This is a genomic window from Labrys sp. (in: a-proteobacteria) (assembly GCF_047605565.1).
Taxonomy (GTDB): Bacteria; Pseudomonadota; Alphaproteobacteria; order Rhizobiales; family Labraceae; genus Labrys; species Labrys neptuniae.
Genome location: NZ_JASGFM010000007.1, coordinates 13519 through 39974 on the forward strand (window position 1 = coordinate 13519; position 26456 = coordinate 39974).

The following is a 26456-nucleotide window of genomic DNA, read 5'->3' on the forward strand; positions in this document are numbered from 1 at the left end:
GCGATGGATCTGACCCGCAAGCTCTTCGCCCTTCCCTGGATCTGGTCCTTCATCGGCGCCGGCCTCGTCTATGCCGCGACCATCCTCGCTACTGGCGGCGGTGGCGCGGCCGGCATGCTCGACGCAGCCTTCTCGCTGGCGGTATTCACCATCGTGGTCGGGATCGGACAGATGTTCGTCATCACGCTTGGTCCCGGCAATGTCGACCTGTCGCTGCCGGCCAATATCGGCCTGGCCAGCGCCGTTGCGATGAAAGTGATGGGGGGCTCGGATGCCATGATCCCGCTCGGCCTGTGCGCGGCGCTCGCCTGCGGCGCGTCCATCGGCGTGATCAACTACCTCCTGATCGCAGCCTTGCGCATCCCCCCGATCATCGCCACCCTTTCGGCAAGTTTCGTCATCCAATCCGTCGACATCAGCTATGGCCGCGGCCTGCAGATCAAGCCGCCGCCCGCCTTCGCCGCCTTCACGGATCTGCGCCTCGCCGGCCTGCCCCTCTTCGTGCTTGTCGCGATGCTCGCCAGCATCGGCATCGCCGTGCTGCTGCACCGCTCGATCTTCGGCTACAGCGTCACCGCCATCGGCCAGAACCAGCGGGCCGCCTGGCTCGCGGGCATACCGGTCGCCACCATCCGCTGTCTCACCTACATGCTCTGCGGCGGCCTGGGCGGCCTCAACGGTGCCTTGCTGGCCGGTTATTTTCGCGGTTCTTCGGTCGACATCGGCAACGAGTATCTGCTTGCCTCCATCGCGGTAGTGGTGATCGGCGGCACCGCCGTGGGCGGCGGCCAGGCGAGCGTCGCAGGCGTATGGGGGGCATCATTGTTCCTGGTGTTTCTGCAGATCATGCTCAACACGCTTGGCGCCGATGCGGGGATGCGTCTGATGGTGACCGGGCTCGTCATCGTCGCCGTGATCGCTGTTGCCGGCGGTCAGGCCAGCACCGGTCCACGGCGCTGAAGAGACATGTGCGCTCCCAGCACCTTATCGCGTTGTCCACCGTTGGCCCGCGGCGCCCTCTGGTCAGGAACGGGTGTCCTGGCTTCGACCACCGCGAGGAAGGGTTCCGAATTGTCGAGCGGCACGAAGCCGAGCTGGCTGGTTCTGCAGTTATCGACGATCTTGACTGTATTGTCGGAAATGCCGGACCAGATGACGTGACCGGCGCGCGGCGTAGCCCCCCGGACACTCCTACCGAAAAGCTGGCGAGGCAATCGCTTGGCTCACCACGCCGCCGGCGCGTCGAAAAGGCCTGCCGTCCACGCGTTGCACCGGCACCAGCGTCACGGGTTTCTCGGCTGCGCGTAGAGGCGCCAGGGCTTCGGCGCCAACCGCGTCATCGGTGATGATCTCGTCGATCTCCGAGACTTCGCAAAGGGTGCAGAAGCTCGGTGAGGTAAATTTGGAGCTGTCGACAAGCAGGATCTTGCGCCCGGCCGACGCAATCATGGCTCGCTTCAACGAGGCCACTTCCAGCGACGCCTCGGTCAAGAGGGTGCCGGTAACGGCCGATGCCCCCATGAGACAAAGATCGGCGTGCAGCGTGCGAATGAAGCTCTCCCCCGGCTCTCCGGCAAGGTGCCTGTAGCCGGCACGGATGCTCCCACCGGGCATGATCGTCCGCCAGGACCGGATGTCGGCGGCAAAATCGGCGATCTCAAGACTATTTGTCACGATCGTCAGGGGAAGGTCGCGCTCGGCCGCCGCCCGCACAGCCTCCATCACCGTCGAGGAACTGTCCAGGATGACGCTGTGTCCGGCGCTCAGCCGTGATGCAGCCTCCCGCCCGATTGCCAATTTCTCGACGCGCTGCAGCTGGGCATTGAGCGAATTCTCGCGCTCGAAGGTTGCGCGCGCCGGCTGAACCAGGTGGGCGCCGCCATGGGTTCTCTCAAGGTACCCCTTTTCCATCAAATATTCGAGATCGCGCCGTGCGGTGGATTGGGATCCACCCGTCGCATCAGCCAATTCCTGTACGCTGGCTGCACCATTCGCCCGCAGATGCTCCAGGATGATCGCCCTGCGCTTTGCAGGAACCATGTCCACTCGTTTGCTCGCTGATTCCATGGCTCCACCTTGGTTATCCCTGCTGCCTTCCGACAAGCGCGCAAGCCTGCAGGCTTTCCGCTGCCACCATCAGATCGCGTACCCGCAATCTGCGATCAGATCGGATCCGGTCATCGTACCTGATCCTTCAATTTCTATCATTATCGGTCAACCGAGCAATCGAGCCCCCGCCAACGATATCGCCGTCTTTAGTGGAAACGCAATAATCTGGATCATTTGATCTGCCTTGCGTGTTTTTATCGCCATTTGATCATAATTTTCCGAAGATGGGCAAAACACACAATCAAGAACGGAAATCGCCGCAAATCCGAGCTGCCTCCTGAGAGAAGGAAATGTCGGCGAATTTTGCTCCAAACCATTGAAAGAAATTGAAGGATACGGTCGCCCTCAAGAGCTCCAACGCGACGCTCACTCAATCTCTCTGCGCTAATTAGATAGAGATTGACAGAATTTGGAATTTTGCTTTTATGGCGAGCAAGCCAGAGCTATGCCCTCCAACGAGGTTCATCCGGTGTCAACCAGACTTGATCAGAAACTGGCAAATCGTCGCGCTGGCTGCGACAAGAGCAGTGATGTCGGCACGGCTGCATATGACACTGGCCTTGACCGACGCTACGAGCCGCGACGCCGATGGATCGGCCAGCCACCGACACTGCAACGCCTTCGTTCCCTTGTCTTGATGCGACCATAGCGAGGGAGGTTTACGCGCAAATACAGCGCAGCGCGTGCGCACCATAAATATAAAAATATCCAGGAGGAGGAGACGTTATGCGACGCAGAGCATTTCTTGGCACAAGCATGCTTGTGCTTGCCTTGTCGACCGTGTCGGCGTTTGCGCAACAAAAGGAAGTCACGGTGTGGTCCTGGTTCATCCAGAGCACCATGCAAAAGTCCATCGACGCCTTCGAGAAGGCGCATCCGGGCGTCAAGGTAACCTATACCTACTATAATTACTCGCCGGAATACATAACGGCGCTCAAGGCGGCGGCTGCCTCCAACAGCCTGCCTGACGTCATTGGCCTGCAGCCGGGTTCCCTGACCCAGCAATATCGCGACAATCTTGCCCCGGTCGACGAGCTCGCGGCAAAGACGTGGGGCAAGGACTGGAAGGACAAGGTCTTCGCCGTCAATCGCAAGCAGATGCAGATGGGCAATCCGGCGGGAGACAGCAATACCTATATTGTCCCTCAGGAATCACAGGTTCTTTGCGTTTGGTACAACAGAAAGCTCTTTGAAAAGCTGAAGATCGCTGTGCCCAAGACATATGCCGATCTGAAGGCAGCTTCGAAGGCTCTCACCGATGGCGGCTACATCCCGATGTTCCAGGGGGCTGCCGATGGTTGGCAGAACGAGAACGTCTTTCTGATGCTTGCCAACCAATTCTCGCCAGGGATCGTCGACAAGGCCCAGGCCGGCCAGGCCCCCTGGTCGGCACCGGAACTGGTCTCTGCGATGAAGGCCTGGAAGGGCTTGTTCGATGACGGCATCTTCCAGCAGGGCGCCCTGGGGGCGCATGCCTATCCCACCGGTGCCCAGCTATTCGCGCAGGGTCGCGTCGGCATGATGGCACTGGGTTCGTGGTGGATGCAGGAAAGCAAGTTTCCGCCGCCGCTTTCCGAATATGTCCAGAACATGGATGGCTTCGACTATTTCTATCTCCCGCCTGTCAAGGATGGCGGCTCCGCAAGCCCGCCGATCGGCGGCATCGACATCGGCTATGGCCTGACAAAGAACGGCGCGAAGAATCCCGAGGCCTGGACCTTCCTCTCCGAGCTGACCAATGGCGTCGGCCTGCAGCAGGCGTTGAACGACCTCAACGACCTGCCGGCTTTCGAGGGGCACGAACCCAAGGGCGACATCACCGATCACGTCAAGCAGATGTCGGCTCGGTTCATGGCCGATCTGCCAAAGGCCGAGAACCAGCGTTTCGCTTCGCCCGCCGTCGCCGAGGCGTTGGACAATGCGCTCGCCGGCGTTGCGGATGGCAGCGTGCAGCCGGAGGCGGCATTGGCCTCCGTGCAGGCTGCGACGGACAAGGCGCTCGGCAAGTAACCCGGCACGTGAGAAGCCCAGAGGACTGGGTGCGGTGCACCCGGTCCTTCCCGGAGAAGAAGATATGGCAGTAGGAACCGGGATGGCTGGACATGCGATCGCGACGACGAAATCTTCCTCCTCGAGGAGGGCTCTGGGTCGCTACGGCTTCGTGATCCCGGCAGTGGCGTTGTTCGTCGTCTTCATCGCCTATCCGATCCTCTGGGTTCTGGGCCAGAGTTTCTATACCAAGGATGCGGCTGGCGTGCCTTCGCTGAGCCTGTCGGCAAACTACATCGGCGTCCTGCGCGACCCGACATTCTGGGTGGTCGTCCGCAACATGACGCTCTGGGCCGTGATCACCATCCCGGTGCAGATGCTGATCGGCGGCCTGCTCGCCTATTTCATCGAACGCCATACAAATCGATTGCGCGGCTTTTTCCGTACGATGTTCTTCCTGCCCGTGGTGACGTCGGTTTCCGTCGTCAGCCTCGTCTGGGTCCAGATCTATGCGCCTTACTATGGCATCGCCCAGGAATATCTGAAGCATGTCGGGATCGTGATGTCGACCTCGCCCATCGGCGATGCCAAGACAGCGATCTATGCCCTCATCATCGTGAATATCTGGCAGTGGACCGGGTTTTCGATGCTGATGTACATCGCCGGCATTGCGAACATGCCGAGCGAAATCCTCGATGCGGCCCGTATCGACGGCGCCAGCGGCTGGCGCCTGGCCGTGAATGTCGTGATACCGATGCTCGCGCCGGCGACCAAGTCGCTGTTGTTGCTCGGCATCATCGGTACGCTGCAAACCTTCCCGATCGTCCATCTGATGACCGGCGGCGGGCCCAACCACGCCAGCGAAGTCTTCGGCACCTATATCTTCAAGCAGAGCTTCGTCCTCAACGACAGCGGAGGCGGAGCGGCGCTCTCGGTTATCGTCCTGCTGCTCGCTCTGGTGCTTTCGCTGATCCAGATCGTCCTCCTCGGCGCCCGCCTCACGCCTGCGCAGAAGGAGGGATGATGAACAACCTCACGCGCAACCAGGTCCGCTCGTTTGTCATCCACCTCGTACTGTTCATCGTACTGGCGCTCTGGATGGTTCCACAGATCTACATGCTCTCGATCGGACTGCGGACCCCTGCCCAGGCCTTCGACCCCTCTCTCGTCACCTGGCCCGTCACCTTCGACAATTTCGTGACGGTGATCCGGGACAATCCTCTCAGCAGGATCTTCCTGAACAGCCTCATCGTCACGGTTGCGACCGTGGCGATCGTGGTGGCGATCGCTTCGCTTTTTGCGTTCGCCTGCGCGGTACTGCGCCTGAGAGGGACGCTTTTCATCTATACGGCCCTTTTGACCACGCTGATGGTACCCCTCGCCTCGCTGGTTCTGCCCCTTGCAATCCTTCTGAAGAATTTCGGCTGGATCAACACCTATATCGGCCTGATCATGCCCTATGCCGCGCTTGGCGTGCCCTTCGCCATGGTGATCCTCAAGGCCTTCATGGAGGACTCGCCGCAGGAGCTGTTCGAAGCGGCGCGCGTCGACGGATGCACCCCCTGGCAGACCTATTGGCACGTGGCGCTGCCGCTGGTACGCCCGGCCCTGGTCTTCGTGACCATCTGGCAATTCATCGTGACCTGGAACGAATTCTTCCTGGCCCTGATCGTCCTGACCAAGGCCGAGATGAAAACGCTCACCATCGTTCCGATGCAGTATTCCGGCCTCTACATGGCCAACCCGGGCGCCTTGTTCGCGATCCTCACCCTGATCGCGCTCCCCCTGATCTTCCTCTACGTGCTGGTGCAGAGAGCCTTTGTCCGAGGTCTGCTGGCCGGCGCGGTGAAAGGCTGAGGCATGGCCACGCTATCGATCGACAACATCACCAAGCGGTTCGGAAACTACTCGGTCATACCGGAGCTTTCACTGACCATACCCGATGGGGAGTTCTGCGTGCTCGTCGGGCCCTCGGGCTGCGGGAAGTCAACCCTGTTGCGGATCATTGCCGGGCTCGAGCCGATCTCCTCGGGCCGGATCCTCATCGACGGTACCGATATGAGTGCGGCCGAGCCGACGGAGCGCGGCGTGGCGATGGTCTTCCAGTCCTACGCACTCTACCCGCACATGGATGTCAGCCGGAACATCGGCTTCGGGTTGGAAATCGCCCGCACGCCGCGCAGCGAGATCTCGGAGCGGGTCGCGACGGTGGCCGACAAATTGCGCCTGTCCACCTATCTTCGCCGCCGGCCACGGGAGCTCTCGGGCGGCCAGCGCCAGCGCGTGGCGATAGGGCGGGCGATTACGCGCAAGCCCAAGCTCTTCCTCCTGGACGAGCCCCTGTCGAACCTCGATGCGGCGTTGCGTGTCGGCATGCGGCTCGAGATCGCCCGGCTCAAGGCAGAACTCGCATCCACCATGATCTACGTCACCCATGACCAGGTCGAGGCCATGACTTTGGCCGACCGCATCGTGGTGATGAATGCCGGCCGTATCGAACAGGTGGGCCCGCCGCTGGAACTCTATGAGAAGCCAGCCAATCTCTTCGTCGCCGGTTTCATCGGCTCACCTGCCATGAACCTGCTGAAAGGCAGGGTCGAAACCCTCGACGACGGACACCTATCCATTGGGTTGGAAATCGGGGCCCATGTGCGCGTCTCCCCGGCCACGGGCTTGAAGCCTGGAGACCAGGTAACCTTGGGTATCAGGCCGGAGCATGTGACCTATTCCCTCGACGGGAGGCCAGCCGATTACGTCGGCCAGGCCCACATGGTCGAGATGTTGGGCAGCGACACCTTCATTCATCTGCGCTGCAACGACGAAGCCCTGGTGATCCGCGACAGCGCGGGCCGCCGTGCCCGGGCGGGGGATCAGGTTGCTTTGTCCTTCCCTCGGCAAGCCTGCCATTTGTTCAACGCGGAAGGCCTGCGCGTTTCACAGACGAACTGACGAACCGGCTTCGTGCCGCCGGCGACGCCGCGCAGATGCCTCGGACACCACAAGGACTTGCAAAGGAGACGACAAATGACCGACTTCAACGGGCGCACCATCCTGGTCACGGGCGGCAGTGGCGGCATCGGAGGCGCCACCGTGCGCCATCTCGTCAAGGCCAACGCCAAGGTCATCGCGAGCGGACGTTCGCACAGTGCGCTGGATGCCATCGCGAAGGAAACAGGCTGCAGCACGCTGGCGTTCGACCTGGCATCCGAAGAGGAGATCCGCAACGCACTGGAAGGGCTCGACCTGTGGGGCGTCGTCAATTGCGGCGGCTTTGGCGGAGAAATCGCCACCCCGATGGACAGCGATATCGCGATTTTTGACAAGGTGATCAGCATCAACGCCCGCGGAGCTCTGATCGTCACCAAATATGCCACCCAGTCGATGGTCCGGCTTGGCAAGGGCGGCGCGATCGTCAACGTTTCCAGCCAGGCCGCCCTTGTGGCCCTGGACGGTCACATCTCCTATGGCTCGTCCAAAGCCGCGCTCGACAACATCACGCGCGTCTCGGCGCTTGAGCTGGGCAAATACAATATTCGCGTCAACAGCGTGAACCCAACCGTGGTCATGACGCCGATATCTTCAGGACATTGGAGCCAACCCCAAGTTGCCGAACCCTTCCTGAAGAACATGCCGCTGGGCCGCTGGGCGACGGAGGACGAGATTGCTGCCCCCATCGTGTTCCTGCTGAGCGATGCGGCATCGATGATCACCGGCGTCTCGCTACCCATCGATGGCGGCTACACCTGCAGATAGGCTGGAAGAGATCGTACAAATGAGCGCGAGGGCCAGCCACGCTGTTGCCACGTCAAAGTCTTGCCAACGTGACACTGCCCCCGCACTCATCGAATTCCACCACCGGCTTTGCCGGATGGTGCCGTCAGCAGGTCCGGGCCACCGCAATCTGCACGGAACCGGAATAACCCTGGCCGATGGAACCCGTGTAGCAGACCGGCGAGGTCAGGGTGTAGTTGCCAGCCTCGATCTGGCCATCGGCCCAGACATCGCCGACAACGATCCCGCCAGGATGCTGATGCGTCGAAAACTGGGCGATCAGATCGCCTGCGGTCGGGCCGGCGGACGGGTCATAGAGCGTGAAGGTGATCGCCTGCCCCTTGATATTGCTGAGGCACTGTCCCAGCAGCAACACGGTACTGTAAGGCGCCAGTACGGTGTTGGCCGGCGAGAGCAGCGAGCCTTCCGTGCAGTCCGCCGCGATCGTCAGCATGTTGGGCGTGAGATTGGTGATCGCGACCGCCAGGATGTCGAAGGGCGGGGCGCCAGTCGGTTCATAGACGGCCTTAGACAGCCCCCAGCCATTATTGCCGGCGAAGAAGTCATTTTGCGGAACACCTGCGCCCCAGATGACATCCATGGCCTGGCTGGACGGATAGGTGCCATAGTCGTTCGCGTCGGCAATCCAATAGCAAACACTGCTTCCATCGGGCTGGGACGATGCGTATTTGCCGTAGCTCGGAGCATCGCCATATTGGCCGGCAAAGCCCGATCCGCTCCCATTGCTGGTTGAGTATTGATAGATGCGGAATTTGGCCTGCAACAGCATCTGCATCACCGAGGCGACGTAGCTCGGCTTGGCCTGCTTGACGAGTTCCGCGGTGGTGAGAGGCGGCCACGCCAGCCCATTGGGGGCAAACGATATGCCCAATTTGGCTGCCGCCTGGAGCTTGGTCCAATCGGTGAGGATCGTCGTTGCCATATCCCCGACGGTCGTCAGAAGGGCCTCAAGGGAATCGCTGAGCTGGCCCGCAAGTTGGGCGGCAGTGACCTGGAACGGACTTGCGGTAATGCTTTGCGTACTGACATCGCTCGCGGCCACGGCAACATTCACCGCGCTTTGGATGATATTGGCCGCCACCGCGGTCGCCGGGTCCGCCGAAAGTACGGTGTACACGATCGAGGAGAGGATGTTGATGATGACGCCCCAGACCCCCGTGGTCTGATCGTCCCCGGTCTCGAAACCGGCCAGGGCAATGAGTTCGGACAGCAGGTCGCTCTGGTCCGCGAAGAGGGCGTTGTGGAAGGTGCTATAATTGTTGAACAGGTTGTGCACGACAATGACGGCGGTCATCTCACGATTGAGCTGCTCGACGACGGGCTTCCAGACGTCAGGCTGGAAGGAGTCGAATTTCATCCCGAGTACGCTGGTTTGATAGCTGCCGATGGCAGCATTCAAATTGGTGTACTGCTCGCGCAAGGTCGAAGGCGCGAGGTTCAGCCGCTGGTTGATCTCGGCATAGACTTGTTGCTGCTCCGTCGTGAAAACCGGAAAGGACGGGTTTGCCGGGGGCAGCGCGATGATCGCCTGCAGTGGATTGGCCGGCATCACGAACCATTGCTGCGCCTGCGCACCGGTGAGCGATTGCGGTTGCACGGAGATGCCGTCGCTGGCAACACCGAGGGCCAGAGCCGCATCCAAGGCGGTGATGGCCACGGCCTCCAGTGCGCTGCTGAGGACCCAGATCTGCGCACCCGCCGGGGGCATGGTCTGGGTGGCGAGGGCCAGGCTGGCCGTGCCGTCGCTGGCTGTCTGCAAGGTCAGCACCTGGCCTCCCAGCAGGCCGCTGAGCAAGCGGCCGTCCGGGGTGAGCTGCCACATCTGCGAAGGCGCTGCCGTCTGCGGCGGGGTGAGCGTCAGGCCGCCGCTGCCTGCGGTGAGGACCAGGGGCGCCTGCCCTTGCTCGGACAGGCTGTACTGGATGTAGCTCCAGTTCGACTTGGGCCAGACTTGGCTGTCATTCGTATAGGTTGCCCATAGCACCGCGAGCTGGGCGGAGTAGAGCACCAGGTTGCCGTCATTCTGCACGGTCAAATTGGCCGCCGGCTGGCCGACCGTGCCGGAAGACCAGACGGGGGACCCGTTGCCGTCATAGACGACCAGGTTGCCGTCCGTCTGGACGGAAAAGGTCTTGCCGCCATTGGCATCGGTGCCGGTCCACCACAGCGCGAAGCCGGTAAAGCTCCCGCCACTCTCGGGAGGTGTGCCGATCACCTGGTACAGCACGAGATTGCCGTCCGTCTGCATGGTCAGCAGATAGGTATTGGCTGTGCTGATGACCCATTGACCTGCGGTCAGGGTGGTCCCGACCGGAATATTGCCGCCGGAGACCTCGACCTGGTCGCCGACTGTCACAGGAACGTAGCCCATTTCTTGCTCCTTATGGCCGGGAGGGAGGTTGAGTGGGCGAAAATTTGCCGCACCGCACCGTCCAACGGAGTCACCTCAATACCCCCGGCGGCTGTCGACTGATTATTGGAAGGTCAGGACCGGGCATGGTTGTGCCGGCCGCTGACAAATTCCACACGCTGCGTCGCGGTGGATGAACAACAACATCCCCAATAAATCTTCAGATGACTATTACCCAAAGGGGTATGATTGCATCGAAATTCAGATTTATCGGTGCAAATTACTAAAGATAATAAGTTATTCAATCGGTGAAATGACGCGAAAACTGGGATCGTACCCCAGATTTTTCCGCAAGATCCCATAAGCCAAGATCCCATAAGCAAGGACAGGGACGGCAAGCTCGATACCGATGTCCGACACATCCAAGAAGCGGAGCCAGGTCTGCAGACACTTCCCGCTCATCGACCCATGTTCTGATATGTCTGCTGTCAGGATGATGGCTATTCCGACCGTCCCGACCGACATGAGGGTGCAAACCGGCCATCACGGTTCAGGCAAGATGGTCAAGCGTAAACATGCTTTCGTTGTCACCTCGACTTCTCGAAATGCGGCGTTGCGGCGTTCGCCAGGCCGGCACGCCTTTGACAGCCTCTCAATCTGCCAGCATGTAGTCCGCCACGCTGTAGCAATGGCTCGCCTGGTAGGCGTTCCGACCTCGGTTCATATGCGTCAGGTTGAAGGTCCGAATGGCACGCAAGACGCGGCCGTTCGCGAGGAACTGGCGTACCGAGACGGAGCCGCGCACATTGATGCCGAACATGTCCGCACCGCGCGGGAAGAAATAACTGACGTCCTCCGGCGCCGCGACGCTTTGCTCGAGAAAGGGCTCGTCGACCTGGCTCGGCGTGGCGGAACGATCTTTGGTGAAATCCGAAAGATGCACGATGAACCTGGCGCGGACATCCTCGCCCTGGGCATAGAGTGTAAAAAGCTCCATCCAGCTCGCATTGACGCGTATCAGCGGTTTGTCCGAGGTCGACGGCAGACAGGAAACCGACCAGTAGTAACGCTCGGTCTTGCGCAGGATCGGAATACAATTTGGACCGTATAGCCTGAGAATCTCCAACACTTCCTTTGCCTGGGGACGGCAAAGCAGCTTTGCAAATCGAGCGGCATATTTGAATCGATGCTCCAGGGACTCCGAGCGATCGGCTATGTCCGGTAAATCGATCTTGCCCTTTATCCATTCGCGCTGCTGCTCAAGCTCGAGGAATTGCCGCAAGCCAGTGGTTCGCGGGCGAGGCGTCATGCCCATGTCAAGCGCCCTGTGACATTCGCATGCTCGGCATCAGCCGGCTCCTATGTTCCCGCCAGGGCGGTTTCAAGTCCAAGCACCGCACCTGATTCACCCCCGAATCATACGTCGCAGACGAAGAATTGAGAACATCTCCGCCGCGACGAGGAGAAACCGCATCATCATGCCCCGGCAGGGGCACTGAAATGCCATGGGAAGTCCTAGCGACTTCCCATGGCTCGCTGAAAGCAAAAGGGCTTCACTCGATGTCATCGGTCCTCGGAGCGCCTATCCTTCGGAAGACAGGAAAGCTCGCGTCGAAACAGCCGATACTTTCTGCCGCAACTTCACCTTGTTGCCCTCGACGGTGGAGACTTGAGACATGTCGAGAAAGGGCTTCCGGGGATCCAGCATGTCATGGCTGCTCAACTTGATCCGGGCGCCTTCCACTTTTTCGACGATACCGACATGTTGGTCATTGGCATCGACGACTTCCATATTTTCTCGGATATCCATCATGGGGTGCCGCTCGCGTTGAAAACGAGCACCTAACCACCAGGCAGATGCGAAGTTCCTCGAGCATCGCGCAGAGGCGACATCGGCTGGCCCGTCGAAACCCAGACCAACTGGCTTCCGCCGGCTGCCGGGCCGCAGCATGAAACAATCCTTGTCCAGGCTCGTTCTCCTTCAGAAGAGGTTTTTCGCATGCGTCCCGAACGCACGCCATCCCGCCGCCACGACTCCCCCCTCCCCGCGGGACTGCGCCGGCAGCGGCGGAAGGGCCAATATGGAGGATGGCATGGGCTGGATAGGCAAATGGAAAAATCAGTATGGCTCGATCCTCACCGTGACCGAAGATGCAGAAGGCCGGATCATCGGTACTTTCAAGACGGCACTCCTCGATAGCGGTTTCTACGGCACCGAAATCGCGGTCTGCGGCATTCATCTGGGACAGTGCATCAGCTTTGCCTTTACGGCGTCGACCGCTGGCGGGGACCTTTTGTGTTCCTATAGCGGATTGTTGCGGGACGACCGCCTCCACACGGTCTGGCACGTCATCTCCGCCGGCCGGCTCGATCCGGACGCCCGCATCACCGAGCGCCCCTGGCCGCATGCGGTGACGACGAATGCCGACACCTTCGTTCGGGAGGCCGGATGAACCCGAGGTGAAGACCGGTCGCGACAGAGTGCAAAAAAAGGCGCCCTGGCATGAAAGTGCCCGCCTCCAGGAGAAAACCCCATGGCTTCTCGTCCGTTCTGGAAAGGTTACCTGAAGCTCTCGCTGGTCACCTGCCCCGTGGCGCTGACACCGGCGACCTCGGAAAGCGAGAAGGTCCGTTTCCATACGCTCAACCGGGCAACCGGCAATCGCATCGTCAGCCAATATGTCGATGCGGTCACCGGCAAGCGCGTCGACGAGGAGGACGAGATCAAGGGCTATCAGCGCGGCGAGGACGATTATGTCATGCTTGAGGAGGACGAGATCGAAGCCGTCGCCCTGGAGAGCACCCGCACCATCGACATCGATCTGTTCACCCCGCATGACGACATCGAATGGATCTGGCTCGACAAGCCGCATTATCTCACGCCCGACGATCCCGTCGGCGAAGAGGCTTTCGCGGTCATTCGCGACGCCATGGTCACCACGAAGATGGTCGGCATCGCCCGCCTGGTGATGTATCGGCGCGAACGCGCGGTGATGCTGGAGCCCCGTGGCAAGGGCATCGTCGTATGGACACTGCGTTTCGGCGATGAGGTCCGTGACCCCCGCGCCTATTTCGGTGATCTCGGCGATCTCAGCCCTGATCGCCCCACGATGCAGCTCATGCAAAAACTGATCGACGGGCGTACCAAACACTGGAACCGGGACATGGTTCGCGACCCGGTGCAGGAGCGCCTTCTCGAGATTATCGCCGCCAAGAAGAAAGGACGGCGTCGGTCGGCGGCCCCGCGCAAGAGCGAGCAGCCCGGCAAGGTCGTCAGTATCATGGATGCCCTGCGCAAGAGCCTGGCGCGCGAGGCGCGGCGCTGATTCCAGCAGGTACGGCGCTCGCCTGCTCAGGCAGCCTTGCGCGCCGCGCGGGCCTCGAGTGGCACGGCCGCCTCGCGGAAACGCGCCCAGGGGTCGGCAGCAAGTGCCGATAGCCGCGTCGGCGTGTTCGTCACCGTGAAATAGGCAGGGCCTATCGCCGGCGCCAGTTCCTCCCAGGCAATCGGCATGGAGACGGCGGCACCGGGCCGCGCCCGCGTCGAATAGGGCGCAACCGCCGTGGCGCCACGCTGGTTGCGCAGATAATCGATCAGGATCTTGCCATGGCGTTTGGCCTTGGTGATGGTCGAGACGAAACGATCCGGACTGTCGGCGGCCATGGCGTCGGCAAGGACCTTGGCAAAGGCCTTGACCTTCGGCCAGCCGGCTTTCGGCTTCAGGGGAGCGACCACATGCAGCCCCTTGCCGCCTGATGTCTTCACAAAGGCGGCAAGCCCGGCTTGTTTCAGGCGTTCCTTCACCTGTTCGGCCGCCGCGATCACCTCGCTCCAGGCGACATCATCACCCGGATCGAGATCCATGGTGATCATGTCGGGTCGCTCCCAGTCGGCGAGCGTCGATCCCCAGGGGTGGATCTCCAGGACGGCCGCCTGGACCAGGCCGACCAGGCCATCGAGATCTTCGATTGCGATCAGGGGCTCGCCATTCCGGTCCTTGGGATCGCTCACTTGAAGGATATGTTCGTTCACCCCCTTCCAGGCATGCTTCTGGAAGAAGCGCGGCCCTTCGATGCCATCGGGGCAGCGCAGCAAGGCAAGCGGCCGGCCGACGATGAAGGGCGCCATGACGCGCCACACCTCGGCGTAATAATCGGCAAGTCCTTCCTTCGTCACGCCTTGCTGGGGCCAATAGAGCCGGTCCGGATGGGTGAGCTTCACGGTACGGCGCGGTGCTGCAGCCATGGTTCCTGCCTTTTTTCTGGTCTCCCTGACGACCTCCCTCGCCGGCTTGTCCTCACGAAGACCGCGAAAGGCAGCATGGCGCAGATGACGATCAGCCGTCCAGGCCCGGAATTCCACCTCGGCCACCAAGTCCGGACGCGTGAAGCGTACCTGCCGGCCTTCCTCGGCCGTGAGCGGCCGGCCGAACGGGCTTTGCTTGATACGCATGCCCTCCAGCCGCCGGAACAGGTCTTCGGCAACCGAACGGGTGAAACCGGTGCCGACGCGGCCGACCGGCTCCAGCTCGTCGTCCTGATAGACGCCAAGGACGAGCGATCCGATGGCCGTTCGGGACGTGGTGGACGGCACGTAGCCGCCGACCACGAATTCCTGGCGCGCCGAGCATTTGGACTTCACCCAGCTCCGGCCTCGCCCAGACTGGTAGGGGGCGGAGCGAAGCTTGGAGACGACGCCTTCGAGGCTCAGCCGGCAGGCATGGCGCAGGACCATGGCACCGCTTTCCTCGAAATGATCGGAAAAGCGGAGTTCCTTTGCGGACTGAGCCAGCAATTGCTGCAGGAGCGCCTTGCGCCGGATGAGCGGCAGGGCCCTGAGATCATAGCCGTCGAGATAGAGGAGATCGAAGCCGTAATAGACAAAGCGGTCGGAACGGCCTTCGCTCAGATCCGCCTGAAGGGTGGAAAAATCCGAAGCGCCCGTGCCCGCCTCGACCACCAGCTCGCCGTCGAGGAGTGCCGAGCTTGCCGGCAAGGCCTGCAACGCCGCCCGTACCGGCTCGCCGAACCTTTCGGTCCAATCGAGCCCGCTGCGGGTCAGCAGCTTCACTCGCTTTGCCTCGATGCGCGCCTGGAGGCGGTAGCCATCGAATTTGATCTCGTGGATCCAATCGGAACCTGCCGGCGCCTTGGCGACCAGCGTCGCGAGCGTCGGCTCGACGAAATCCGGCATCGGCGCCTTCCTGGCACCCTTGATCGAAGCTGGATCGGAGACGGCGCCAGGCTCCTGTCGCTCCTCCAATGGCTGAGCTCGCCTGCGTTTGGGCGCGATCCTGCCGGTCCTCGACGACCAGCCCGGCTCTTCGCCAGCGACCTCTGCAACCTGGCGGCCCGTCTTTACCGATTCCGGCCGCTCCTCGAGGATGTCGGGAGCGTCCGGCGGGCGAGCGGCCTCGTCATCGCCCTTGATCAACAGCCAGTTCTCGCGCTTTTCGCGCGGCCTGCCGCGCATGCGGATCAGATGCCAGCGGCCGGCAAGTTTCTCGCCCTTCAGCTCGAATTCGAGATGCCCCTTGTCATAGCCCCGATGCGCATCCCCGATCGGCTGCCAGGTCCCGCGATCCCAGACGATCACCGTGCCGCCGCCATATTCCCCCTTGGGAATGGTTCCCTCGAAATCTCCATAGTCGAGCGGATGGTCCTCGACATGCACGGCAAGGCGCTTTTCGCCGGGGTCAAGGCTGGGACCTCGGGTCACCGCCCAGCTCTTGAGCACGCCGTCCATTTCGAGCCGAAAATCATAATGCAGCCGCCTGGCATCGTGCTTCTGGATCACGAAGCTGTTGCCGCGCCTGCGTCCGGCGCGCCCCTTCGGCTCGGGCGTCACCTTGAAATCGCGTTTGTGGTGATAGGGTTCGAGCGCACTCATGTCAGCTCGCCTTGCGCCGGGCGGTACGGATCTTGCCCGCACGCGTCTTGCGCGCTGCGGTCTTGCGGACCTTGGCCGGCGGCGAGGAGCGCTGCGCCGTTTTGCCCCCTACCAGCCCGGCGCTCTCCCGCAACACGGCCATCAGATCGACCACCTTTTCGCGCACGGGCTCCCTGCGGATCGGAACCGGTTTTCCCTCGATCTTGGCCTTGACCAGGTCGGCGAGAGCCTCTTCATAGCGATCCTCGAATTTCGATGGATCGAACCGGCCCGACTTGGTTCGAATGATATGCTCGGCCAGATCCAGCATCTCGCCTTTGATGGCGAGGTCCGGCACCTCGTCGAAGACCTCTTCGGCCGCACGCACCTCATAGTCGAAATTGAGCGTGGTCGCGGTCAGGCCTGGTCCCTGCGCCCGGATCAACACCGTCCGAACCCGCCGAAACAACACGGTTCGGGCCAGCGCCGCGACCTGGCTGTCCCTCATGCCGTCGCGGATCACGGCATAGACTTCTGCAGCCTCGCTATTGGCAGGGGCGAGATAATAGGGATTGTCGAAATAGACATCATCGATCTCCCGGCATCGGATGAAGGCCTCGACCGCGAGCGTCTTGTCGCTTTCCGGCACGGCCGAGGCGACTTCCTCGGGCTCCAGCACGACATAGTCCCCAGGCGCGGTCTCATAGCCCTTGACCTGTTCCTCCCGGGGCACGGTCTTGCCGGTCTCGCCATCGATGAAGACGCGATGGACGCGATGGCCGGTTGCACGGTTGAGCGTGTGGAACACGATGCGATCGGAAGCCGATGCGGCCGTATAGAGCGCAACCGGACACGTGACCTCGGCGATTTTCAAGAACCCCTTCCAATTCGCTCGTGGTGCCATGGATCCGCCTCCGGGCTCGACGCTGAACGTCGCGAGAAGCTCTGAGCCGGTGCCCGCGACCGTTTCTCAAACCGGGCGTCGGCGCTATTGTTCCGGCAGGCCATCGATGTCGGCATCACCGCCAAAGGCAACCCCTGCGACAAGCCAAGGGACCTGCCTATCGGACATATGTCCAGATCATGTAGGCAACGAAACAGGCCAGTGCCGCACCGCCCATTCCCAGGATCAGGACGTAGAGAACCCGCCATCCCGCAGGCCCCTGCCGGACGGTATCGGTCGTGATGTTCTGCGTTTCCCGCCCATAGGGCGGTGCCGGCTGGACATTGTCCTTTTCGACCGTGGGGGTCATGTCAGCCTCCTTCTTTCGATCTCCCTGCGCTCCCAACTTCTTTCCTGGCGATACGTTCCTGTTCCGGCCATGCCGGAACCATCCGATCCCGCTCGGGTTGTTGAGCAGGAGATATGATATGGACACCCAGCCCTGGAGCCGCCCGGTTCAGTTTGGAACCGAGGGAGGAGCGGTCAGAATCCTGACGTCGACTGAAGAGGCCTCCTACTATCTGCAGAACGACTGGCCTGCCGATATCGGGCCGAAGTTCATCGAAGCACAGCGTACCTGCCTGGATGTTCTGGCAGGCATCGGAGGCCCCGACGATGCAAGGGCCGCCTTCCTCGAGGCTTGCAAGGAAGCCGAAATCGACGTCGTGCCTTGAGGGGAGGCCTCATTTCGCGGCCTCCTCGCCTCTCGTCAGGAACAGCGCCCCCGCTCGGCAAGCAATATCGTGGCAGGCGCCGCTAGCTCGCCTGCCTGTAGTCATCCTCGCCCATTTCACAGCTCAGGCGGGCCCTCGCCCGGTTGAGCCTGCTCTTGACCGTGCCTACGGCACAGCCGCAGATCCCGGCCGCGCTTTCGTAGGATTCCCCCAGAACCACGATCAGGGCGATGATCTCCTTGTATTTGTCGGGCAGGCTCTGGAACGCCCGGCCGACCTCGCCGATCCTGACATTCCATTCCTGTTCGCCCGGCACCGCCGCACTGTCGAACAACGTGTCGTCACCACGCAGCACTTCGCGGCTCCGCTTCTTGGCCTTCGTGCAATAGCTGTTGCGCATGATCGTGAAGAGCCAGGACTTCAAACGGGTACCTGGTTCGAACTGGTCGATATTGGCAAGAGCCTTGAGAAGTGTTTCCTGGACCAGATCGTCGGCATCGGCGGGTTCCTGACAGAAGGTGCGCGCAAAGGCCCGCAAGGCTGGGATCAGCTTTACGATGTCGGCCCGCTCAGCATTCTCGGTCACGTGATTATCCTGCAAAGGAAATCCCCTTCGTTTGACGGCTGAAATGATGGGATGTCCTGGATCAACGCGAAGATAACGGTGGTTGTTCCGTCGCCGGGTCGAACTTCGTGATGAATCTCCCCTCTTCGTCGGCAGTCTGGAACAGCATGGGCCGATGCAGGTTTGGTCGACACCAGCTGTGTCCGTCAATGGAGGCTGCATGCGTCACGCAGATATTCGCATCGGCATATCGGGCTGGGCCTACCCGCCCTGGCGCGGCGACTTCTATCCGGAAGGACTGCCGCACAGGGACGAACTTGCCTACGCCAGCACCATGTTCCGGACGATCGAGGTCAACAGTACCTTCTATCGTCTGCAGAGCCCGGCAACCTTCGGGCAATGGTTCGACCAGACCCCCGAGGATTTCACCTTCGCCGTCAAGGGTCCCCGCTTCATCACCCATGTCAAGCGACTGCGCGATAGTTCGGCGCCGCTCGCCAACTTCTTCGCGTCCGGGGTCTTGCGGCTGGGGCACAAGCTGGGGCCGATCCTGTGGCAATTGCCGCCCAATTTCCGGTTCGATGCGGATCTGCTCGCTGACTTCCTGAGACGGCTACCCCGGAACACCACCTCTGCCTTGCGTATCGCCAGGCAGCATGACGACAAACTTCGCACCGAACCCTGGCTGAAGACCGCCGGCGAACAGCCGATGCGGCACGCTCTCGAAATCAGGCATGAAAGCTTCCTCGTCGGCGATTTCATCACCCTGTTGCGCGAGGCCGACGTGGCACTGGTCTGCGCCGACAGTGTCGATTGGCCGCTCGTCATGGACGCTACGTCGGACTTCACCTATTGCCGGCTGCACGGATCGAAGCAACTCTATCGCAGTGCCTACGGCGCCAAGGCGATCGATCTCTGGGCAAAGCGGGCCAAGGCATGGGCCCAGGGCAGGAAGCCAGTCGAAAGCCGGTTCATCGGGCCGGCCAGGGACATATCAAGACGGCGCGATGTCTTCGTCTTCTTCGACAATACCGACAAGTTGCAGGCACCCCATGACGCCCAGGGCTTGATGGAGCGGCTGGGGCAGCCGGTCAGGCGCCTCACTTCCGCGGCTTGAGGCCTCCAGCCAGGCCGTGTCCACCCGAAAGGAACAGGTCATGACGTTTCATATCGTACAACTGGGCCCCGGCTCGAACGAACGGATCGTGCATGAAAAAAGCTATGCAACGCTTCAGGAAGCCCGCGGACGTGCCAGCAGGGAAATCGAGGCTTTCGAAGGCGAGCATGGCTACGATGCGCTTCGCGGCTATTGGTGGTGTCGGGATCGGCGGGGGCGGACGCGCTTCATCTTTGTCGTGGATTGATGCGTTCTCTACGCATGGCGCCGGCCTTCCCCCCGCCCCGGGACATGGAACGCCCCGGCTCACATGAAGGTGAGCCGGGGCGGTGGTTTTACTGCCACTTCTGACTGGCGTACCAGGAGTCGATCTCTGAGCGAACCCTGTCCTTGGTAAGCCCATAACGCTCCTGGAGCTTGCCTTCGAGCTGCTCGCGCCGACCTGCGATGACATCCAGATCATCGTCGGTAAGCTTGCCCCACTGCTCCTTCACCTGCCCCTTGAGCTGCTTCCAGTTTCCTTCCACGCGGTTCCAGTCCATGTCGTCCTCCTGTTTCGAGACGGCCCCAAACTCTCCAGGAGCCGAAATGTTCTGTCGCCCGGCTATGTCGTGCTGCGGGCATTGAAGGCTGGAGGGTCGCTGGCGGGAAAGGATTCATCCGCCGCCTCATCAACCTCATCCCAATGCCGGGGAGGATAGCGCATCGCCTCGGTTCCGGCATGGCGCTCCCCACCCAATCCGCGCCTGGCCTTCTCATCCAGGGCCAGTTCCCGAGCAATGCGGGCCTCCAGTTCCGCCCGCAAGCGGCGATTTTCGTCCAGCAACTTGGCGATGGTGAACGCAGCTGCAAGCGACGCCAGAAGACGAAGACCGGACATGACATCCTCCTCAAATAGGAAAATCACTGGCTGGGCTGAGCCGATATCGACCTAGGGCAAGATCGACCTAGGGCAAGCCTTGCCAGCTGTCAGTTGCCGGCATTCGCCAACCCTCACCAGAAGCGGCCGAGATTCCCCAATATTTTCGATCAAAAATTCAGAAACATATCAGTAACCAACAAATTCATGGAACCGATTTCGGTGCACACGAGTTATATGACGCCAATAGAAAGGAGATTTCCATGCTATACACAATTCTCCTCGTTATACTTATACTTGCTTTGCTTGGCGCGCTGCCAACCTGGCCTTATTCCGCCGGCTGGGGATATTGGCCCAGCGGCGGCCTCGGTCTTGTCGTCGTCATTGTGCTTCTGCTCGTCCTGCTCGGCCGATTATGAAGCTATCGAGGGCGGGAAGAGGGCGGCGCCCGCTTACGTCTCATGCCGCCTTCTTCTGCATCCCCCGGTCTGGAAGCCGATCTGTCGGCAGCCTCGGCCGCCCGCGCCGGCGTGACGCCACGCCGGATGGAATCCGCCAACCCCTCGGCATTTCCCCGTCCACCGGGGCCAAGGGTGCGGATTTCACGCCGGGATTCGGCTGCATAGGGGGCCATGCCGGTTCCGTCCTGTTTGGACCTCATGGAATCGCTCCTCCGGGCCTTACGATCTGAGCCGCGCCATGGCGCGACGTTCCTCTCCGAACCTTCGATGCCCGCAGGGGTTCCCGGCGCGGCAGATGGTTTGATCCGTTCCCAACCTTCGGAACCCGTTTGTTTTTCAGCCGTTGCCCTGCTGCGGGGAGGAACCCATGCCAAGATTGAAGATCGTCTCGCCCGACCAACTCGATCTGCGCCGGCGCCGTTGCGGGCGCGGATTTTCATATGTCGACGCGGCGGGTCATCGCATCACCGACAAAGCAGCCCTGGCACGGTTTCGCGCCCTGGCCATTCCGCCGGCCTATGCGCAGGTGCGCATTGCATCGGACGAACGGGCTCATATCCAGGCGATCGGCCGGGACGAAGCCGGCCGGCTGCAATATCGCTATCATCCCGAATGGGAACGCAGGCGAGAAAACCGCAAAACCCTGAACATGATGAAGCTCGTGCGGACGCTTCCCAGGATCCGGGCCGCCATCCGCCGTGACCTTGCCTCCCCGAAGCTGGACCGGAACAAGGCGATCGCCTGTGCCGTCGCCCTGATCGACAGCACGCATATCCGGGTCGGCGGCGCAGCCTATGCGCGGGACAATGGCAGCCATGGCGCCGCCACCCTGCTCAAGCGGCACGTCACCATCACGGCAAGCCGGGTGGAACTGCGTTTCCGCGGCAAGGGCGGCAAGCCCATCCGTCGCAGGGCTGAGGATGCCGCCCTCGCCCGTGCTCTCGCCCGCTTGCGCACCCTGTCCGGTCCCAGGCTGTTCCAGTTCGTGGATGCGGAGGGCGCCCGCCATGCGATCGAGGCTGACGACATCAATGCCTATCTGCGCAGCATTTCCGGCATCGACGTCACGGCTAAGGATCTGCGCCTGCTGGGTGCCAGCAAATGGGCCGTCCAGGAACTGGCCGCCCTGACTCCGGCCCGCAGCATGGCCGGCCGGAAACGCCAGATTGCTGCCGTCATGCGGCAGGTTTCGTATCACCTCGTCAACACGCCGGCCGTTGTCCGCAAGAGCTATGTGCCGGCGCTGATCATCGACTCCTTCAAGACGGGCCGGCTGCACACAGCCTTCATGAAGGCCCGCTCGAGCAGCCATCGCCGCCGCGCCGAGGCGGCGCTGGGTCTTCTGGCAGCGAAGGAGCAGACGGTCTGATCAGATCCCCCGCGCCCGCTTGTGCGGGCCTTCTCGGATTTCCTCGACGATCTTCGCTACGAAGGCCGGAATGTCCTGCGGTCCCCGACTTGTGACGATGCCGTTGTCGGCGACGACGGCCCGATCGATCCATTGGCCGCCGGCATTTTCGACATCCGTTCGGATGGATTGGTAGGACGTTACGTCGCGCCCTCGAATGGCATCGGCCTGGACCAGAAGCCAGGGGGCATGGCAAATGGCGCCGACGACCTTGCCGGTGTCGATGAAATTGCGGACGGTCTCGATGGTCGCATCATCCGTCCTGAGCTTGTCCGGGTTCATCACGCCGCCGGGCAGGACGAGAGCATCATAGTCATCCGGCCGGGCCTCTCCTATCTTGAGATCCGCTTCGATCGTTTCCCCCCAGTCGGTCCTGTTCCACCCACGGATGGGCAGGCCGTCGGGCGTAGCAAGGTCGACCTCGGCCCCGATGCTGCGCAGCTGATTGCGCGGTTCGATCAGTTCCGATTGTTCGAAGCCATGCGTGGCGATCATGAGTATCCTGGCGTGCCTGATATCGGGCATGGAAACCTCCTGTCGGCGGGCTTGTCCATGCTCTTCGAACCCTCGATGCCGGTACCGGTTCCTCCTTCCCTCGCATCGACGACAAGCCATGGCGGCCGTCACGCCGAGGAGCCCCGGGAACCCCGGGCGGCCGTGCCGGTTAGGAAGGCCAGCACAAAGGAGGCCCGTCATGCCCCGTGGAGACAAGTCGAAATACACCGACAAGCAGGAACGCAAGGCCGATCATATCGCCGAAGGCTATGAGGCACGTGGCGTATCCGAGAAAGAGGCCGAAAGGCGCGCCTGGGCCACCGTCAACAAGGACGATGGGGGCGGCAAGAAAAGCGGCGGTTCCGGACGTGGCAAATCCACGAGCCATCCGGCATCCCACAAGGGCGGCAAGCTCGGTGGTGAGGCTTCCGCCTCGCGCCCGGCAGCCGCGCGCTCCGCTTCGGCCAAGAAGGCAGCCGCCACGCGCAAACGCCACGAAGCCCACAATGCCTGAGGCGATGTCTGCAGCATGAGGGAGGATATCATGGCCCGGCAGCCAAAACGGACGGACAGGGAGCGCGACCAGCCCTACACCACCGAGCGGGAAGAATATCGGTTCGACAAGGTGAAACCGCCGACCGATCCGGAGGAAAGGCAAGCCCACAGCAAGCGCGGCGGCGGCATCAAGCGCCCACCGGACAAAGGACCTCCTCCGCGCCGATCGGACGGCCCGGAGCGATGACGGCCCGGCTAGCTCGAACGGGTGCCGACACCCATCCTCCGACCGAGGCGGAAACCTCGGCTTCGGACCGCGAGGAGATCGCCACGCTCGCCGATATCCGGCGACTGGCGGGCGGCTGCCGGCGCTGTGATCTTTACGAGCACGCCACCCAGGTCGTGACGGGAGAAGGCAGCGAGCACGCCCGCCTGGTTCTGGTCGGTGAGCAGCCGGGCGATCAGGAGGATCTGCAGGGGCGCCCCTTTGTCGGGCCGGCCGGCCGATTGCTGGATCGATGTCTCCAGGAAGCGGAATTGGACCGCGACGAATGCTATGTCACCAACGCGGTCAAGCATTTCAAATTCGAACGCCGCGGCAAGCGCCGGATCCACGAAAGGCCTAATGCCGGCGAGGTGCAGGCCTGCAAATGGTGGCTCGACAGGGAACTGAAAATCCTCAAGCCCCGATTGGTGGTGGCCCTGGGAGCAACGGCCGTCCAGGCCCTGCTCGGGCGCGCCGTCGGCGTGATGAAGCAGCGCGGCCAGGTTCTGCCCGGCCCGGACGGGCTCCAGGTTCTCGTAACCGTTCATCCCAGCTATCTGCTGCGTATCCCGGACTCGGGTGCCGCCGAACGCGCGCGCGCCGCCTTCATCGAGGATCTGCGCAAGATCCACACGGTCCTCGGGAAATAGCTATCGACGCGAAGCCGGACCGGCCAGACCTGCCTTGCCTCAAGACAATCTCGCCTTGTGAAGGGGAACAAGCCTGCCGTAGCCGGCTTAGGAATGCGGCTGGCAGCCGACGTCGTCGGCTGCGGGACCCTGCCCTCACCCGATGGAGCCTTGCGTCCAGCCAGGCCTTGCGTCCGGGATCGCGATCCGCCGCAAGTGAGGGCATCGCCCCGGCTTCAGTCATCGATGACGGAGGTTCAAATGATACAACCGGAGAGAAAATCCCTCGACTTCGCCGAGCATCGCCAGGCTTATGACGGCTTCATACGCCTGACACTGATCGTTATCTTCCTGCTGCTCTCCCATCTTGTCGCGCTTGCCGTGGGGGGAGTGGCCCATTTGTGGGTTCTGGCCTGCCTCGAACTGGGGCTGTCGATCCTGGCCGCCGTGATCGGGGCTGCGGTCCCCGGCCTGGATTGGAAACCCGGAGCCGCCGTGCTGGCCTTTTGCCTTCTCACTCTGGCGATCGCCACCGGCTGAGCCTGCTCGCCGGGGCTACGAGGAACAGATGGGCAAGGTCAAGGCTGCTCTCGACGAATCCCGCACTCTGATGCTCGGGGCTCAGATCCTGCTCGGCTTTCAATTGCAGGCTCCTTTCCAGAACGCCTTCGAGCATCTCACCCCCGGTGAAAAGGCCATCGAGATCGTCGTGCTTTGCATCATGGTGCTGGTTGTGGGCCTGCTCATCTGTCCCAGTGCCCACCACCGCATCGTCCACCGGGGACATGCAGCTCCGAGTGTTGAAGGGACAGTCAAATGGGCTATGGCTGCGACCCTGCTGCCCTTCGCGGTGGCGCTGGGGCTGGACCTCTACATCGCCGGAAACCGCGTCGCCGGCTTCACGACCGGCGTGGTGGCGGCGGCGGCTGGAACCACCCTTGCATTGGGCTTCTGGTACGGCCTGCCGCTCCTTCACCACCGGCAACAGCGAGAACAAGCCATGCCGATCGCCAAGGAGACCCCTATCGGTACCAAGGTGGAGCACGTCCTCACGGAGGCGCGCGTGGTCCTGCCCGGTGCGCAGGCGCTGCTGGGTTTTCAGCTGGCCATCATCCTGACCGACGGCTTTGAGCATCTCCCGCCATCCGCCAAGCTCGTGCACGGCTTGGCGCTTGGCCTGGTGGCGCTCTCCACCGTCCTGCTGATGGCACCGGCGGCCTACCACCGGCTGGGCTACCAGGGGCAGGACACCGAAGGGTTTCATGCGATGGCGAGCCGGCTCGTCCTGGCCGCGACCGTCCTTCTCGCTCTCGGCCTCTGCGCGGACATCCATGTCGTCGTGCAGAAGATCACCCTGAGCGGCGGGCTCGCCAACCTGCTTGCCGGCCTCTCGGCCACGCTGCTGCTGGGGCTGTGGTATGTCCTGCCTCTCTGGCATCGCCACAGGCAGCTGGACAAGGCGCAACCAGAGGGTATCCAGGCACGCGACCAAGGCCCGCGGGTTGGACCTGGCTCTCACAACCTTCCGATGTGAATGACGCAGGTGTGGAGCAGGATTTCCCGTGCGATCTGCGGCCAGTCATTGGGATGCAGTTCGTGGCCACCGCCCTCGATGGCGACCAGGCGGGCACCCTTCACGGCCGCCGCCATGGCGTCGGCATGCGCGATCGGAAATACCGGGTCGGCCGTGCCATGCAGGATCAAGGTGGGAACCTGGATATCGGCGGCCTTGGCTTGAACAGGCGATGGCGCCGCCACCGCCAAATGATTCCGCAGGCTGGAAAAGGACGGCGAGAGGGCCAGATCCCTGTCGATCAGCTGCCGGGCCGCATCGGCATCGTGCGGGTGGCGCCTGCCGGCAACCGCTTCGGCATCGCGGACCAGAAAATCAGCCACCTGGTTTTTGTCGTTCCAATCGAGATGGTGGAGCATGGCCATGTGCTGCCTGTAGTCCTCGCGAGGCGGCGGCAACCACTCGACGCCGAGCGGCGTGGAGCTGACGACGGTCAACGTCTTGACCCGATGCGGCCGGATGAGGGCCGCCAATTGCGCGATGACGCCTCCCATCGACATGCCGACCAGATGACCTGCCTGGAGGTTGTAACCGCTGAGCACGGCCATGGCGTCCTTGGCCATATCTCCAGACGTATACTTGGCCGTTCCGGGCGCGTAGGCCGTGGACGCACCGGTATCCCGGCTGTCGTAGCGGATGACATAGCGCCCGCCAGAGGAAAGCAATTCCACGAAGTCTTCCGGCCACCAGACCATCGAGGCGAATGCACCCGCGATCAGGAGGATCGGGGGATCGTCGAGATTGCCGAAAGCCTGCGTCCGGATCCTCACGCCGTCGCCATCGATGATCCGCTCTTCCATCGCGCCAATGTCCTCGTTGGTGAGGCTCTCGTACCGAGCAATCCCCCACGCGGGAAATCGGGG

At 62.1% G+C, this 26456-nt stretch carries 30 protein-coding genes; 18 read left to right on the forward strand and 12 right to left on the reverse strand.

The features are described from left to right. The first annotated feature begins 3 nt into the window (after positions 1-3). The gene (locus QM672_RS09105) at positions 4-960 is read left to right on the forward strand and encodes an ABC transporter permease (protein WP_394315047.1); all 957 of its coding nucleotides are present in this window, start codon (positions 4-6) and stop codon (positions 958-960) included. Positions 961-1191: 231 nt separating this feature from the next. Here the strand turns inward: QM672_RS09105 and QM672_RS09110 are convergent, their stop codons facing one another. Beyond that, entirely contained in the window at positions 1192-2067 is an 876-nt protein-coding gene (locus QM672_RS09110) for a DeoR/GlpR family DNA-binding transcription regulator (RefSeq protein ID WP_415082078.1), read from the reverse strand. Positions 2068-2835: 768 nt separating this feature from the next. On the opposite strand from QM672_RS09110, the gene QM672_RS09115 reads away from it, so the two are divergent. From QM672_RS09115 to QM672_RS09135, 5 genes are all read left to right on the forward strand, one after another. After that, a complete protein-coding gene (locus tag QM672_RS09115; RefSeq protein ID WP_311939446.1) occupies positions 2836-4119 on the forward strand; it encodes an ABC transporter substrate-binding protein in 1284 nt (427 codons plus the stop codon). Positions 4120-4201: 82 nt separating this feature from the next. Beyond that, complete coding sequence (locus QM672_RS09120) at positions 4202-5122, forward strand: carbohydrate ABC transporter permease (RefSeq protein ID WP_415082081.1); 921 nt, start codon at positions 4202-4204, stop codon at positions 5120-5122. Beyond that, positions 5119-5955 carry a carbohydrate ABC transporter permease gene (locus tag QM672_RS09125; protein WP_415082083.1) on the forward strand — a complete coding sequence of 279 codons (837 nt, stop codon included), beginning with the start codon at positions 5119-5121 and terminating at the stop codon, positions 5953-5955. Before QM672_RS09120 ends, QM672_RS09125 begins: the two co-directional genes overlap by 4 nt. Positions 5956-5958: 3 nt before the next feature. Beyond that, positions 5959-7047, forward strand: coding sequence for an ABC transporter ATP-binding protein (locus QM672_RS09130; protein ID WP_415082085.1), 1089 nt, complete (start codon positions 5959-5961; stop codon positions 7045-7047). A 75-nt stretch (positions 7048-7122) separates the two neighbouring features. Then, positions 7123-7851 carry an SDR family oxidoreductase gene (locus QM672_RS09135; RefSeq protein ID WP_415082282.1) on the forward strand — a complete coding sequence of 243 codons (729 nt, stop codon included), beginning with the start codon at positions 7123-7125 and terminating at the stop codon, positions 7849-7851. Positions 7852-7975: 124 nt separating this feature from the next. Here QM672_RS09135 and QM672_RS09140 read toward each other — a convergent pair whose 3' ends face one another. The 3 genes from QM672_RS09140 to QM672_RS09150 all read right to left on the reverse strand — a co-directional run bounded on the left by QM672_RS09140 (position 7976) and on the right by QM672_RS09150 (position 12191). After that, positions 7976-10261 carry a hypothetical protein gene (locus tag QM672_RS09140; protein ID WP_415082087.1) on the reverse strand — a complete coding sequence of 762 codons (2286 nt, stop codon included), beginning with the start codon at positions 10259-10261 and terminating at the stop codon, positions 7976-7978. 631 nt (positions 10262-10892) lie between these two features. Then, a complete protein-coding gene (locus tag QM672_RS09145; protein ID WP_415082089.1) occupies positions 10893-11555 on the reverse strand; it encodes a hypothetical protein in 663 nt (220 codons plus the stop codon). 267 nt (positions 11556-11822) lie between these two features. Further along, positions 11823-12191, reverse strand: a complete 369-nt coding sequence (locus tag QM672_RS09150; protein WP_415082091.1) for a DUF2171 domain-containing protein — start codon at positions 12189-12191, stop codon at positions 11823-11825. Positions 12192-12333: 142 nt separating this feature from the next. Here QM672_RS09150 and QM672_RS09155 point away from each other — a divergent pair, with 142 nt between their 5' ends. Both QM672_RS09155 and QM672_RS09160 read left to right on the forward strand, forming a co-directional pair. Beyond that, positions 12334-12693: an avidin/streptavidin family protein gene (locus tag QM672_RS09155; RefSeq protein ID WP_311939468.1), complete on the forward strand. Its 360-nt coding sequence runs from the start codon at positions 12334-12336 to the stop codon at positions 12691-12693. Between the two features lie 81 nt (positions 12694-12774). Further along, positions 12775-13566: a Ku protein gene (locus QM672_RS09160; RefSeq protein ID WP_415082093.1), complete on the forward strand. Its 792-nt coding sequence runs from the start codon at positions 12775-12777 to the stop codon at positions 13564-13566. A 26-nt stretch (positions 13567-13592) separates the two neighbouring features. Here the strand turns inward: QM672_RS09160 and ligD are convergent, their stop codons facing one another. From ligD to QM672_RS09175, 3 genes are all read right to left on the reverse strand, one after another. Next, positions 13593-16130 (reverse strand): DNA ligase D, encoded by a 2538-nt coding sequence (gene ligD / locus QM672_RS09165; RefSeq protein ID WP_415082095.1) that lies wholly within the window; start codon positions 16128-16130, stop codon positions 13593-13595. 1 nt (position 16131) lies between these two features. Next, positions 16132-17013 (reverse strand): Ku protein, encoded by an 882-nt coding sequence (locus tag QM672_RS09170; RefSeq protein WP_415082097.1) that lies wholly within the window; start codon positions 17011-17013, stop codon positions 16132-16134. 157 nt (positions 17014-17170) lie between these two features. Then, positions 17171-17362 carry a hypothetical protein gene (locus QM672_RS09175; RefSeq protein WP_415082099.1) on the reverse strand — a complete coding sequence of 64 codons (192 nt, stop codon included), beginning with the start codon at positions 17360-17362 and terminating at the stop codon, positions 17171-17173. A 118-nt stretch (positions 17363-17480) separates the two neighbouring features. Here QM672_RS09175 and QM672_RS09180 point away from each other — a divergent pair, with 118 nt between their 5' ends. Further along, positions 17481-17726 (forward strand): DUF982 domain-containing protein, encoded by a 246-nt coding sequence (locus tag QM672_RS09180; protein ID WP_367625860.1) that lies wholly within the window; start codon positions 17481-17483, stop codon positions 17724-17726. 82 nt (positions 17727-17808) lie between these two features. Here the strand turns inward: QM672_RS09180 and QM672_RS09185 are convergent, their stop codons facing one another. Continuing rightward, positions 17809-18312, reverse strand: a complete 504-nt coding sequence (locus tag QM672_RS09185; protein WP_311939484.1) for a sigma-70 family RNA polymerase sigma factor — start codon at positions 18310-18312, stop codon at positions 17809-17811. A gap of 199 nt (positions 18313-18511) precedes the next feature. On the opposite strand from QM672_RS09185, the gene QM672_RS09190 reads away from it, so the two are divergent. Together QM672_RS09190 and QM672_RS09195 are read left to right on the forward strand one after the other, a co-directional pair. After that, positions 18512-19408 (forward strand): DUF72 domain-containing protein, encoded by an 897-nt coding sequence (locus QM672_RS09190; protein WP_415082102.1) that lies wholly within the window; start codon positions 18512-18514, stop codon positions 19406-19408. 40 nt (positions 19409-19448) lie between these two features. Beyond that, on the forward strand, positions 19449-19655 hold the full coding sequence (locus tag QM672_RS09195; protein ID WP_394315034.1) for a hypothetical protein: 207 nt from the start codon (positions 19449-19451) through the stop codon (positions 19653-19655). 88 nt (positions 19656-19743) lie between these two features. On the opposite strand, the gene QM672_RS09200 is transcribed toward QM672_RS09195, so the two are convergent. After that, positions 19744-19950: a CsbD family protein gene (locus tag QM672_RS09200; protein WP_311939491.1), complete on the reverse strand. Its 207-nt coding sequence runs from the start codon at positions 19948-19950 to the stop codon at positions 19744-19746. Between the two features lie 62 nt (positions 19951-20012). Beyond that, positions 20013-20288 carry a hypothetical protein gene (locus QM672_RS09205; RefSeq protein WP_415082104.1) on the reverse strand — a complete coding sequence of 92 codons (276 nt, stop codon included), beginning with the start codon at positions 20286-20288 and terminating at the stop codon, positions 20013-20015. A gap of 242 nt (positions 20289-20530) precedes the next feature. Between QM672_RS09205 and QM672_RS09210 the strand changes: the two genes are divergently transcribed. Then, positions 20531-20686, forward strand: a complete 156-nt coding sequence (locus tag QM672_RS09210; protein ID WP_367625856.1) for a DUF3309 family protein — start codon at positions 20531-20533, stop codon at positions 20684-20686. A gap of 409 nt (positions 20687-21095) precedes the next feature. Next, positions 21096-22097: a DNA topoisomerase IB gene (locus tag QM672_RS09215; protein WP_367625855.1), complete on the forward strand. Its 1002-nt coding sequence runs from the start codon at positions 21096-21098 to the stop codon at positions 22095-22097. On the opposite strand, the gene QM672_RS09220 is transcribed toward QM672_RS09215, so the two are convergent. Continuing rightward, positions 22098-22661, reverse strand: a complete 564-nt coding sequence (locus QM672_RS09220) for a type 1 glutamine amidotransferase domain-containing protein (protein WP_311939500.1) — start codon at positions 22659-22661, stop codon at positions 22098-22100. Positions 22662-22830: 169 nt separating this feature from the next. On the opposite strand from QM672_RS09220, the gene QM672_RS09225 reads away from it, so the two are divergent. From QM672_RS09225 to QM672_RS09245, 5 genes are all read left to right on the forward strand, one after another. Further along, positions 22831-23145, forward strand: a complete 315-nt coding sequence (locus QM672_RS09225) for a plasmid stabilization protein (protein ID WP_311939503.1) — start codon at positions 22831-22833, stop codon at positions 23143-23145. Positions 23146-23175: 30 nt separating this feature from the next. Beyond that, positions 23176-23373 (forward strand): hypothetical protein, encoded by a 198-nt coding sequence (locus tag QM672_RS09230; protein ID WP_311939506.1) that lies wholly within the window; start codon positions 23176-23178, stop codon positions 23371-23373. Then, a complete protein-coding gene (locus tag QM672_RS09235; protein ID WP_415082108.1) occupies positions 23370-24041 on the forward strand; it encodes a UdgX family uracil-DNA binding protein in 672 nt (223 codons plus the stop codon). Before QM672_RS09230 ends, QM672_RS09235 begins: the two co-directional genes overlap by 4 nt. A gap of 240 nt (positions 24042-24281) precedes the next feature. Further along, entirely contained in the window at positions 24282-24560 is a 279-nt protein-coding gene (locus QM672_RS09240) for a hypothetical protein (RefSeq protein ID WP_415082110.1), read from the forward strand. A 28-nt stretch (positions 24561-24588) separates the two neighbouring features. Then, positions 24589-25554, forward strand: coding sequence for a DUF6328 family protein (locus tag QM672_RS09245; protein WP_415082112.1), 966 nt, complete (start codon positions 24589-24591; stop codon positions 25552-25554). Here the strand turns inward: QM672_RS09245 and QM672_RS09250 are convergent. Further along, complete coding sequence (locus tag QM672_RS09250; protein WP_415082114.1) at positions 25536-26393, reverse strand: alpha/beta fold hydrolase; 858 nt, start codon at positions 26391-26393, stop codon at positions 25536-25538. The genes QM672_RS09245 and QM672_RS09250 overlap by 19 nt on opposite strands. Between the last annotated feature and the right edge of the window lie 63 nt (positions 26394-26456).

Bases quoted from the DNA above. Each gene is read 5' to 3' on its own strand.
- QM672_RS09105 (WP_394315047.1), top strand. From the start codon at position 4: ATGGATCTGACCCGCAAGCTCTTCGCCCTTCCCTGGATCTGGTCCTTC.
- QM672_RS09110 (WP_415082078.1), bottom strand. From the start codon at position 2,067: ATGGAATCAGCGAGCAAACGAGTGGACATGGTTCCTGCAAAGCGCAGG.
- QM672_RS09115 (WP_311939446.1), top strand. From the start codon at position 2,836: ATGCGACGCAGAGCATTTCTTGGCACAAGCATGCTTGTGCTTGCCTTG.
- QM672_RS09120 (WP_415082081.1), top strand. From the start codon at position 4,202: ATGGCTGGACATGCGATCGCGACGACGAAATCTTCCTCCTCGAGGAGG.
- QM672_RS09125 (WP_415082083.1), top strand. From the start codon at position 5,119: ATGATGAACAACCTCACGCGCAACCAGGTCCGCTCGTTTGTCATCCAC.
- QM672_RS09130 (WP_415082085.1), top strand. From the start codon at position 5,959: ATGGCCACGCTATCGATCGACAACATCACCAAGCGGTTCGGAAACTAC.
- QM672_RS09135 (WP_415082282.1), top strand. From the start codon at position 7,123: ATGACCGACTTCAACGGGCGCACCATCCTGGTCACGGGCGGCAGTGGC.
- QM672_RS09140 (WP_415082087.1), bottom strand. From the start codon at position 10,261: ATGGGCTACGTTCCTGTGACAGTCGGCGACCAGGTCGAGGTCTCCGGC.
- QM672_RS09145 (WP_415082089.1), bottom strand. From the start codon at position 11,555: ATGGGCATGACGCCTCGCCCGCGAACCACTGGCTTGCGGCAATTCCTC.
- QM672_RS09150 (WP_415082091.1), bottom strand. From the start codon at position 12,191: ATGCTGCGGCCCGGCAGCCGGCGGAAGCCAGTTGGTCTGGGTTTCGAC.
- QM672_RS09155 (WP_311939468.1), top strand. From the start codon at position 12,334: ATGGGCTGGATAGGCAAATGGAAAAATCAGTATGGCTCGATCCTCACC.
- QM672_RS09160 (WP_415082093.1), top strand. From the start codon at position 12,775: ATGGCTTCTCGTCCGTTCTGGAAAGGTTACCTGAAGCTCTCGCTGGTC.
- ligD (WP_415082095.1), bottom strand. From the start codon at position 16,130: ATGAGTGCGCTCGAACCCTATCACCACAAACGCGATTTCAAGGTGACG.
- QM672_RS09170 (WP_415082097.1), bottom strand. From the start codon at position 17,013: ATGGCACCACGAGCGAATTGGAAGGGGTTCTTGAAAATCGCCGAGGTC.
- QM672_RS09175 (WP_415082099.1), bottom strand. From the start codon at position 17,362: ATGACCCCCACGGTCGAAAAGGACAATGTCCAGCCGGCACCGCCCTAT.
- QM672_RS09180 (WP_367625860.1), top strand. From the start codon at position 17,481: ATGGACACCCAGCCCTGGAGCCGCCCGGTTCAGTTTGGAACCGAGGGA.
- QM672_RS09190 (WP_415082102.1), top strand. From the start codon at position 18,512: ATGCGTCACGCAGATATTCGCATCGGCATATCGGGCTGGGCCTACCCG.
- QM672_RS09195 (WP_394315034.1), top strand. From the start codon at position 19,449: ATGACGTTTCATATCGTACAACTGGGCCCCGGCTCGAACGAACGGATC.
- QM672_RS09200 (WP_311939491.1), bottom strand. From the start codon at position 19,950: ATGGACTGGAACCGCGTGGAAGGAAACTGGAAGCAGCTCAAGGGGCAG.
- QM672_RS09205 (WP_415082104.1), bottom strand. From the start codon at position 20,288: ATGTCCGGTCTTCGTCTTCTGGCGTCGCTTGCAGCTGCGTTCACCATC.
- QM672_RS09210 (WP_367625856.1), top strand. From the start codon at position 20,531: ATGCTATACACAATTCTCCTCGTTATACTTATACTTGCTTTGCTTGGC.
- QM672_RS09215 (WP_367625855.1), top strand. From the start codon at position 21,096: ATGCCAAGATTGAAGATCGTCTCGCCCGACCAACTCGATCTGCGCCGG.
- QM672_RS09220 (WP_311939500.1), bottom strand. From the start codon at position 22,661: ATGCCCGATATCAGGCACGCCAGGATACTCATGATCGCCACGCATGGC.
- QM672_RS09225 (WP_311939503.1), top strand. From the start codon at position 22,831: ATGCCCCGTGGAGACAAGTCGAAATACACCGACAAGCAGGAACGCAAG.
- QM672_RS09230 (WP_311939506.1), top strand. From the start codon at position 23,176: ATGGCCCGGCAGCCAAAACGGACGGACAGGGAGCGCGACCAGCCCTAC.
- QM672_RS09235 (WP_415082108.1), top strand. From the start codon at position 23,370: ATGACGGCCCGGCTAGCTCGAACGGGTGCCGACACCCATCCTCCGACC.
- QM672_RS09240 (WP_415082110.1), top strand. From the start codon at position 24,282: ATGATACAACCGGAGAGAAAATCCCTCGACTTCGCCGAGCATCGCCAG.
- QM672_RS09245 (WP_415082112.1), top strand. From the start codon at position 24,589: ATGGGCAAGGTCAAGGCTGCTCTCGACGAATCCCGCACTCTGATGCTC.
- QM672_RS09250 (WP_415082114.1), bottom strand. From the start codon at position 26,393: ATGGAAGAGCGGATCATCGATGGCGACGGCGTGAGGATCCGGACGCAG.